Origin of the sequence: Hydrogenophaga sp. BPS33 (assembly GCF_009859475.1) — a bacterium.
GTDB lineage: Bacteria > Pseudomonadota > Gammaproteobacteria > Burkholderiales > Burkholderiaceae_C > Hydrogenophaga.
The window spans coordinates 1-10192 of record NZ_CP044549.1 but is presented as its reverse complement, the minus strand read 5'-3'; the positions used below and the strand labels follow the sequence as shown (position 1 = coordinate 10192).

General features: G+C 60.7%; 5 protein-coding genes. 2 read left to right on the top strand and 3 right to left on the bottom strand.

The genetic code is table 11. The features are described 5' to 3' along the window. Positions 1-520 precede the first annotated feature (520 nt). The gene (locus tag F9K07_RS00030) at positions 521-2479 is read left to right on the top strand and encodes a hypothetical protein (protein WP_159588156.1); all 1959 of its coding nucleotides are present in this window, start codon (positions 521-523) and stop codon (positions 2477-2479) included. After that, positions 2476-4215, top strand: a complete 1740-nt coding sequence (locus F9K07_RS00025; protein WP_159588154.1) for a hypothetical protein — start codon at positions 2476-2478, stop codon at positions 4213-4215. Before F9K07_RS00030 ends, F9K07_RS00025 begins: the two co-directional genes overlap by 4 nt. Before the next feature lie 654 nt (positions 4216-4869). On the opposite strand, the gene gyrB is transcribed toward F9K07_RS00025, so the two are convergent. From gyrB to dnaA, 3 genes are all read right to left on the bottom strand, one after another. Continuing rightward, positions 4870-7485, bottom strand: coding sequence for a DNA topoisomerase (ATP-hydrolyzing) subunit B (gene gyrB / locus F9K07_RS00020; RefSeq protein ID WP_201451494.1), 2616 nt, complete (start codon positions 7483-7485; stop codon positions 4870-4872). Between the two features lie 82 nt (positions 7486-7567). Beyond that, positions 7568-8674: a DNA polymerase III subunit beta gene (gene dnaN, locus F9K07_RS00015; protein WP_159588152.1), complete on the bottom strand. Its 1107-nt coding sequence runs from the start codon at positions 8672-8674 to the stop codon at positions 7568-7570. Positions 8675-8782: 108 nt separating this feature from the next. Then, entirely contained in the window at positions 8783-10192 is a 1410-nt protein-coding gene (gene dnaA, locus F9K07_RS00010) for a chromosomal replication initiator protein DnaA (RefSeq protein ID WP_159588150.1), read from the bottom strand.

Sequence of the window (10192 nt, the reverse complement as noted above, 5' to 3'; positions counted from 1 at the left end):
ATCTGCCACGCAGACGTGCGCACGTGGGAGGCAGCTCCAGACTGGACTGCGTCATTCGAGGCGTGAAGGTAGAAGGGCTGCTGCGTTAAGCAACGGCCATTGAACTCCAACCGAATCGACGACAGCATCACCCTTAACAGCAGCCTTTCGACCCGTGTGCGCCGAAGCGGGCAGAACCGACGCCTGCAGGTGAGCAAATCGGCGAAGCAAGCGACCCGGAGGAACCATATGCGATCTCAAGTTGCCAGCCCCGAAACGGTTGATCGACTCGCGAACTGCTTCCGAAAAGGCCAATCGCAGCGGGGTCTCACATCAAAAGGTCTCCTCACAAGCCAAGCCTCTATCATCGGCGTAGTCTCCGCGCAGATTCGCGCGCGGAGCGGCCGGACGCAGCACTATGGGCGTCTTTCACGTGTTCGTCGACAACGGCATGTTGTGTCAGATGCATTTCCAAGATCGGAATTTGAGTGACTGATACTTCGGTCTCACAAAGGGCTGCCGGGAGTGAAGGGGGAATCCAGTGAGCCAAGTTGTTTATCCAGAAGGACTCTGTAGGCCACTGGTGACTGAGCTTGCGCTCCGTCTCCACCGAGAGGATGGCATCGGCCTGCACATCGACGTGCCCGACGGCGCGGTTCTGGCCGCAGCTGATATGCCGGACGGTTGTCAATTGGTAGAAGGCGCGGCAGTCCAGTTCGACTCGCTTGAGGCGCGCAACGTCATAGTCGCGAGTGCAACTTTTGAGGGCCTGCATTCGACTTCCGGCATTGATGCGAATGAGCTATTTGAGCGTGCCTACGGGCTGTGGTGCGACGAGATCGGTCACAACGACCAAGCTTCTGGGCGCCTCCTCGCACTGGCTTCGGTCAACATTGATGTTCTCGCAGTTGCAGCCCAACGCATACGTGACGGCTCAGACGTTTTCGACGTTCTCCACCTTGTCGAAGCCGCATTGCCCCACCTGCAAGAAGTAGAGGCGTCATCGATAGTCGATCTGTTCGTTGCCAAGTACGAACCCACCAAGAATGACATGGCGAGTGGAGCAATTCATGGCGCCCTTGAATCCTGGCTGGAGACGCACGTAGGTGCCGCTCTGGAACTTCATGCAAAGGTGCTGGAGAACCTGTCCGAAGCTACCGCGAGCCTGCTAGGGAATGCGGTTGCTGCCCTCGCGAAGACTGACTATGCATCAGCCATTGAAGTCGCAAGACGGGATGTGCGGTCAGGAGCTCCTCTGAGGGAGCGAGTCGGCGTTTGGGCGCTTGGTCGGCTGCTCCTCGACGAGCGCGCGCCGTCACCTTTGATCGACTTGGTTACAAGGGAAGTTGTCACCCTCATCGAGCGCGAACAGGGCGAACTGCGATTGCAGGCGATTCACGCGGCCGCAAGCGCCATGCACATCTTGGCCGTCTTTGATTCCATCCTCGAACGTCTAGCCGAGGGTGGCGATCAGGATGTGCTTTGCGCAGTAGCAACAGCGCTCTTCCTCAGGGCAAAGGATTTTAGTGAGCGCGGCAGCACTCCGCGTTGGGTTGGACTCATGACGTCGCTCAAACCCGAATTCAAGGGTGCTATCCGCAACCTGGATCATGCTTTGGCCAAGCTGCTATCGGACCCAGCCAATGCGCCTATGGTCGCGTCGACATTAGAGAAGTGGGTCGCCAATCATGGTCACAGGGCGGCAATCGATTCTGAGACGGCGAGTCTCTTCAACCACACCGTGCGCAAGCTTGTCCCGCTCGAAGCTAGTTGGGAGTCATTGGTAACAAACTGGCTGCTCAGCGACCAGCAGGCGCATCCCGCAGCATTGGCTGGATTTCTCAGTCAACTCAGTCACCATTCGCGCACGGAGTTGCGTCTGGACAAGGGACGCTTGAATGGGCTTGCAACGGAGGATCTCCTCTTTCTTGCTCGACGATTGCTCGGCTACGTTCACGACAGGGCGCAACTGACCTCGCTGGCCTTGTCGATGCTTCTGTCGAATGAGTCGGAGAGGCGAATCTACCCAATACTTGGCGCCTTGCTTGTGGACGAGATCGGGTATGACTATCCCGGAAGCACATCAGCTGCGTGCCGCAACGCAACCGAAGCTGCATCCATGGGTAGCCATAAGGAGTTCTTGTTGAAAGTGGCAGAAACGGTCGACCAAGTCGTCAATGAGCAGAGTTCCCTACCGATGCTCAACGAGCTTCGACCGCCCACTAGGCTGCGGAGACTTTTCTCTCGAGCCCGAGCGAAGCAGATGAACGAGTCATTTGAAGAGGCCAGCCGGGACTCTATTTGGCGGCAGGTCTCGACACAGATCACCATCAAGGCTGGGCGAGGCACATTCAGCTACCAAGATGCGAACTATGGTCCCTCGATGAAGCTCTCATCAATGTCTCACTCGATCGAGCTTCCGCGGCGCGAAGCCTTTGATCCGATCGGAAACTCAATCCGCCATCTTGGATTCAGGCTTGCGAAGCTGGACGAATCATGAGGTTGATCATTTCGCAGTTTCTGCGAACGCTGCGCGAGCGCGATGAGTTCGACAGGTTGCTTCCCGACCTGCTGCTGGCCATGGGCTACGTGCCGCTAGCAAAACCTCAGACCGGTGTGAGGCAGTTCGGCGTCGACCTGGCTGCTGTCGGGAAATCGCCAGTTGATGGCATAGAAGAATTGCTCCTGCTGGTCATCAAACAAGGAGACCTTGGACGCCGGGACTGGGATAACGGCGAGCCGACCTCGGTCCGACCGAGCCTCAACGAAGTCCTGGACGTCTATTTGACGAAACTCGTGGCGCCGGAACATGCTGGATTGCGGAAGACGATAGTTCTGGCCACGACGGGGGACCTCAAGCAAGACGTTGAAACGAATTGGACAGGGTTCAAGGAGCAGAACTCAGCACGGGCGAGTTTTGACTTTTGGGGTGCGGATCGCGTGTCTCACCTGGTCGAGCGATTCATGTTGGACGAGAACCTCTTTGCTCCAAGCGACCGAGCTGATCTTCGAAAGTCTCTCGCATTGGCCAGCGACTCAGAGTACGACTTCCGCGATCTGAATCGCATGCTGCTGAGGCAATTGGGCCTCACAGCAGACGGAAAGCTACAGATGCCGAGTCTGGACACGAAGGCGCTGCAAAAGGCCTTCCGACGAATTCACCTTGCCGCGCAGATCTGTACGAGGTGGGCGCAAGCTGAAGGCGATTCCCGGCAAGCGCTTTGGATCAGCGAGCGCACTTTGCTTTGGGCTTGGCACAGACTTCAGCTGACAGATCCAAACGAGCGACCCAAGCTGCACGCGACGATCGCTGGAATGTGGCACTCGTATACGGAGGCAGCAGCGAGATACTTCGATGTGATTCGACCGCATCTTGAGGTACGGGACGGCATGGCGGGTTACGGCAGCGAAGGCGCAGCGTTCGCCGTCGTGCTCTTCGAGCACATCGGCTTGATCGCTGCGATCGGCCTCGCCTGCCGGATGGAGCCAGCCAATGGCGCAGAGGCTGTGGCGACCATCGAAAGCAATGTCGCGGAGATCGCAGATGGTCTTTGCGCGCTGATTAAAAATCATGAAGCGAGTGCATCGCCACGTCTCGACGGTCACATCATTGACGCCACCCTGGCAGTGATTTTCTTGGTTCTTGCTGGACGACACGACGAGGCCAAGGGCTGGGTCGCCGAAATGGCGAAGCGGCTGGACTACTGCTTTCAGACCGAGTCGAAGTTTCCTGTGTCGACGGATTCTCTAGAGGACCTTGTGGAGCTCGAAGTCAGTCCTAAGGACTCCAAGCTGACCGAGAAACTGATGAGCACATCCTGGTCCTTGGCTACGATCGCGGCGCTGTGTGTGATCTTCAAGCTGGATGACCACTACGCTGCCCTTGCACGAGGCGCCACGGGACCATATGACAAGGTCTGTGCTCAACTCTGGCACCCGACCAAAGAGTGGCCCGAATCTTGGTACTTCGGCGATGCGCTGGACCAGGGAGAAGCAGAGGCTCCCTACGCACTCCTTTCGTCTACCGCAGACATGCGGTTGCGGATGAAGCAGTTCCTTGAGCAACCGGAGTTCGATTGGGTTGAGTCGTCGCCGACGCGCAAGGTCGGGCTTTGGGCCCTTGACTTCGTTGCATGCCGACACTTTCGAATGCCGGTTCCAGCCTCTGCTTGGTATCGGTTCGGAAATGAGAATCCAGTGGATACCAATGTCGCGCAGGTCTCGGTGGCGAGATGAAGTACGCGGTCCTCAGAGTTTTCTGGCTAGGCGAAGTTGCAGCATTCGAGCTTGACGGACTGTGTATAGGGCGCGCGCAGTCGCGACCACAGTGGAGTAGGCGTTAATCGCAGTAGAGTCGTTCAAGCGGCGAGGCGGCGAACTGGGGCCCCAGGGTCCGCTTCCCATCGGGGAGCCGACGCTCGGGCCAGCGAATGCCGCCTGACCCAACGTCAGCGAGATGGCGCGCACCGGGAGTGTGGCCGTTGCCGCCGACCGACTCCTCCCGCTGCTCAGCCGCCCCTGGCTGCTCAATCCACCGCAATTTGACACAGCCGCAGCGCTAAACCTCCCTGGAGGAGCATCTGTCAGGTGAAGACTGGGCCGAGGCGGGGGGTGAGACAGCTGAGGCGGGACAAGAGCTTGCGATCTCGGAGAAGTTGCCAGTTCGGAAGCGGGATCGCGCAACGTTCCCGCATGCCTTGGGTCGAAAACGCCAGAGCCTTGGTATCGGGATGCCTGCGTAAGAAAAGCGCCGTTTTTGGCCTCTCTGTTGAGAGTGATCGCAAACTCACATCTGAAGAGTAAGCGAGAAAGTCTGACTATTTCAGTTTCTCCAGTCTGAGGAACTCGAGTTCAGTCCGACTAATTCGAGTTCCTCTCATCTACACAGGCCTATACGTCGATATTCCCTGCCCGCAACGCGTTCGTCTCGATGAAGTCGCGACGCGGCTCCACCTCATCGCCCATCAGCATCGTGAACACGCGATCGGCCTCGATCGCGTCGTCGATCTGTACGCGCAACAGGCGGCGCACGTTCGGGTCCATCGTGGTTTCCCACAGCTGCTCGGGGTTCATCTCGCCCAGGCCTTTGTAGCGCTGGCGGCTGGTGGTGCGTTCGGCTTCGCTGATCAGCCAGCGCATGGCCTGGCGGAAGTCGTTGACCTTTTCTTCCTTCTGCTTCTCGCCTTCGCCGCGCAACACTTTCGCGCCTTCGCCCAGCAAGCCGCGGAAGGTGTCGGCCGCGGTCGACAGCGCGGCGTAGTCCGCGCCGTGCACGAAGTCTTGCGTGAGCACGCTGCTCTTGATGTTGCCGTGGTGGCGGCGGCTGATGCGCAGAATGGGTTTGTCGGTGCGCGCGTCGAACTCGGAAGCCACTTCGGCGGGCACGCCGGTCGTGGTGAGTTCGCGCAGCTTGGCCTGCAACGCCACCGCGCTCGCTTCGGCTTGCTCCACACTGTCCAGGTTGAGCGACACGCCGTCGGCGATCGCGCGCAGCGCCTCGGCATCCATGAAGTTGGACAGGCGCGCGATGACGCTCTCTGCCACCTGGTGCTTTCGCGCCAGTTCACCTAGGGTGTCGCCGCTCAGCGTGGCTTGCGTGGCGCCGCCGGTGAACACACTCGCGTCTTTCAGCGCGATGCGCAGCAGGAAGCCGTCGAGCGCGGAACCGTCCTTGAGATAGAGCTCTTCCTTGCCGGCCTTCACCTTGTACAGCGGGGGCTGCGCAATGTAGATGTGGCCACGCTCGACCAGCTCGGGCATCTGGCGGTAGAAGAAGGTCAGCAGCAGCGTGCGGATGTGCGCGCCGTCCACGTCGGCGTCGGTCATGATGATGATGCGGTGGTAGCGCAGCTTGGCGACGTTGAAATCGTCCACGCCGGCCGTGCCGCCCACACCCGTGGCTTTGCCGATACCGGTACCCAGCGCGGTGATCAGCGTGAGAATTTCGTTGCTGGTCAGCAGCTTCTCGTAACGCGCTTTCTCCACGTTCAGAATCTTGCCGCGCAGCGGCAGGATTGCCTGGAACTTGCGGTCGCGGCCTTGCTTTGCGGACCCCCCGGCGGAGTCGCCCTCGACGATGTAGATCTCGCACAGTGCCGGGTCTTTTTCCTGGCAGTCGGCCAGCTTGCCGGGCAGGCCCATGCCGTCGAGCACGCCCTTGCGGCGCGTCATTTCGCGCGCCTTGCGCGCGGCTTCACGCGCGCGCGCGGCCTCCACGATCTTGCCGCAGATGATCTTGGCGTCGTTCGGGCGCTCCTGCAGGTAGTCGGCCAGCAAGCGGCTCACGATGTCTTCCACCGGGCCGCGCACTTCGCTGGACACCAGCTTGTCCTTGGTCTGGCTGGAAAACTTGGGCTCGGGCACCTTCACGCTCAACACGCAGCACAGGCCTTCGCGCATGTCGTCGCCGGTGACCTCCACCTTGGCCTTCTTGGCCATTTCGCTTTCTTCGATGTACTTGTTGATCACCCGCGTCATCGCCGCGCGCAAGCCCGTGAGGTGGGTGCCGCCGTCGCGCTGCGGAATGTTGTTGGTGAAGCACAGTACCTGCTCGTTGTAGCCGCTGTTCCACTGCATCGCCACTTCGACGCCGATGTTGGTGCCCTGGTCGCTTGCGCGATCGCCCATGGCGTGAAACACGTTGGGGTGCAGAACGGTCTTGCCCTTGTTGATGAAATCAACGAAGCCCTTCACGCCGCCAGCGCCGGAGAAGTCGTCTTCCTTGCCGCTGCGCTCGTCCTTCAGGCGGATGCGCACGCCGTTGTTCAGGAACGAGAGCTCGCGCAGGCGCTTGGACAGGATCTCGTAGTGGAAATCGGCGTTCTCGCGGAAGATTTCGTAGTCGGGCAGAAAGTGCACTTCGGTGCCACGCTTCTCGGTGGCGCCCGTGATGCGCATGGGCGAGATCTCCACACCGGTGGGCGTGGTCTCGATCAGACGGTTCTGCACGAAGCCGCGCGCGAATTCGATCTGGTGCACATGGCCTTCTCGGCGCACCGTCAGGCGCAGCCATTGCGAGAGCGCGTTCACGCAGCTCACGCCCACGCCGTGCAGGCCACCCGAGACCTTGTAGCTGTTCTGGTTGAACTTGCCGCCCGCGTGCAGTTCGGTCAGCGCGATCTCGGACGCTGAGCGCTTGGGCTCGTGCTTGTCGTCCATTTTCACGCCGGTGGGAATCCCGCGGCCGTTGTCCACCACGCTGATGGAGTTGTCGGTGTGGATGGTCACGACGATGTCGTCGCAGTGGCCGGCCAGAGCCTCGTCGATCGAGTTGTCGACCACCTCGAACACCAGATGGTGGAGGCCAGTACCGTCGGAAGTGTCACCGATGTACATGCCCGGGCGCTTGCGCACGGCCTCCAGGCCCTCCAGGATCTGGATCGAGCCCTCGCCATACCCCTCGCTGGCGCCAGCCTGGTGGGCGTCAATGGTGGGTTGGAAATTGGAACTGTCGGCTTGGGCCGCACCGGTGTTGACGGAGTCGGCGGGCTTGTTGACGTCGGACATGGTGGAATTTCTCGATCTCAGTAAACGCCAAACCCGCGGTGGTCGCGGGTTTGGAAGGCGCAGGCAAGCGGAGTGGCTGGCCTTAGATGCGCATGGGCATGACAACGTACTTGAAGGCGTTGTCGTCGGGATTGGTGACCAGCGCGGAGCTGTTGCCATCGGAGAGTTCGATGCGAACCATCTCCTGCGACATGTTCTGCAGCGCGTCGATCAGGTAGGTGACGTTGAAGCCAATTTCGATCGTGTCGCCACCGTAGTCGATGTCGAGCTCGTCGACCGCTTCTTCCTGTTCTGCGTTGCTCGAGGCCACGCGCAGCACGCCGGGCTCGACATTCAAGCGCACACCCTTGAACTTCTCGCTCGTCATGATGGCCGTGCGTTGCAGCGAGGCCAGCAGCGGCTGGCGGCCGAGCGTGACGATGTTCTTGTGGTTCTTCGGGATCACGCGGTTGTAGTCGGGGAACTTGCCCTCGACCAGCTTGGTGACGAACTCCATGCCATCGAAGCTGAACTTGGCCTGGTTGGCGGCGAACTGCATTTCGATCGCGCCTTCCTTGTCGGAGAGCAGGCGCTGCAGTTCGAGCACGGTTTTGCGCGGCAGGATCACCTCTTGTTTGGGCACTTCCACATCCAGCGTGGCGGACGCAAATGCCAGACGGTGGCCATCGGTGGCCACCAGGCTGAGCTGCTTGCCTTCGGCCACGAACAGGATGCCGTTCAAGTAGTAGCGAATGTCGTGCACGGCCATCGAGAACGACACCTGGCCCAGCAAGTTCTTCAGCGTTTTCTGTGGCACCGAGAACACCGGGCCAAAGCTGGCCGACTCCTGCACCAGCGGGAAATCTTCGGCGGGCATGCTCTGCAGCGTGAAACGGCTCTTGCCGCCCTTGAGGATCAGTTTGCCGCCGCTCGACTCCAGGCTCACGGATTGGTCGCCCGGCATGGTGCGCAGGATGTCGATCAGCTTGCGCGCGCCCAGGGTGGTGGCGAAGTTTGCGCCGTCGCCGTCCAGCTCGGCCGTGGTGCGGATCTGAATTTCCAGGTCGCTGGTGGTCAGCTGCACCTGGGAGCCGGTCTTGCGAAGCAGGACGTTGGCCAGGATCGGCAGGGTGTGGCGCCGTTCCACGATGCCCGCCACGGATTGCAGCGCGGCCAGTACCTTGTCCTGGGTCGATTTCAAAACGATCATGTCAGACTCTTTCTTCTCTGGTTGCGTGTCGGCCGGCCCCTGCCTCCCGGTGGCCCCGTGTCCTTGTTTGCGCGGGCCAAATCCTCGCTATTTTGCCCTTTTGTGAGCTCATCCCTTGAGCGTCTGCTCGAGCACGTGCAGTTGCTGGTTCAACTCGGTGTTCTGCTGGCGTTCCGCGCCGATCTTTCGCACCGCGTGCAGCACGGTGGTGTGGTCGCGTCCGCCGAACAATTCGCCGATTTCCGGCAGGCTTTTCTGGGTGAGCTCCTTGGCCAGGAACATGGCAATCTGGCGCGGGCGGGCAATGCTTGCCGGGCGCTTCTTGCTGTACATGTCCGCGACCTTGATCTTGTAGAAGTCGGCCACGGTCTTCTGGATGTTCTCCACGCCGATCTGCCGGTTCTGGATCGACAGCAGGTCCTTGAGCGCATCGCGGGCCAGCTGGATCGAGATGTCCTTCTGGTTGAACCGCGAGTACGCCAGGATCTTGCGCAAGGCACCCTCGAGCTCGCGCACGTTGGAACGCACGTTCTTGGCCACGAAGAAGGCGACTTCCTCTGGCATGACGGCGTTTTCCACCGCGGCCTTGTTGATCAGGATCGCCACACGCATCTCCAGCTCGGGCGGTTCGATGGCCACCGTGAGGCCCGAGTCGAAGCGCGAGACCAGCCGTTCGTGGATGTCGGCCAGGCCTTTGGGGTAGGTGTCGCTGGTGAGGACGATGTGGCTCTTCTTGGCCAGCAGCGCCTCGAATGCGTTGAAGAACTCCTCCTGCGTGCGCTCCTTGTTGGCGAAGAACTGCACGTCGTCGATCAGCAGCAGATCGAGCGAGTGGTAGCGCTCCTTGAACTCGTCGAAGGTCTTGCGCTGGTAGGACTTGACCACATCGGAGACGAACTGCTCGGCGTGGATGTACAGAACTTTCGCCTGTGGACGATCCGCCAGCAAATGGTTGCCGATGGCGTGCACCAGGTGGGTCTTGCCCAGGCCGACGCCGCCGTAGATGAACAGCGGGTTGTACAACTGCCCCAGACTGCCGGCGACGTGCATGGCCGCTGCCCGCGCCATGCGGTTGGCCGAGCCTTCCACCAGGGTGGTGAAGGTGAGCGCCGGATTGAGCCTTGTCTTGGCCCCACTGGGCGCCGCCGCTTCCACAGGTGCCAGATCGGGGAGCTCCGCCAGCACGGGATCTTGAGCAACCCGCGGAGAAGGGGAGGTTCTGCTGGTGGTTTCGCGAGGAGCGAGCACTAACTCAAGGATCGTGGGGGCGCCCTGAATGGCCTCGAGCAACGCACTGATTCGGGACGCATACTGCGCGCGGATCCAGTCCATCTTGAACCGGTTGGCCACGGCCAGGGTGATGCGGGAACCGTCGGGCGCGACCGTGGCGGCCAACGGGCGGATCCAGGTGTTGAACTGCTGCTCGGGGATTTCCTGGGCCAGACGGTCCATGCAGGCGGACCAGAGCGAGGCGGTGCCTGCGGCCGGGAGGGTGTCAGGGGAAGTGCCCTCGATCAT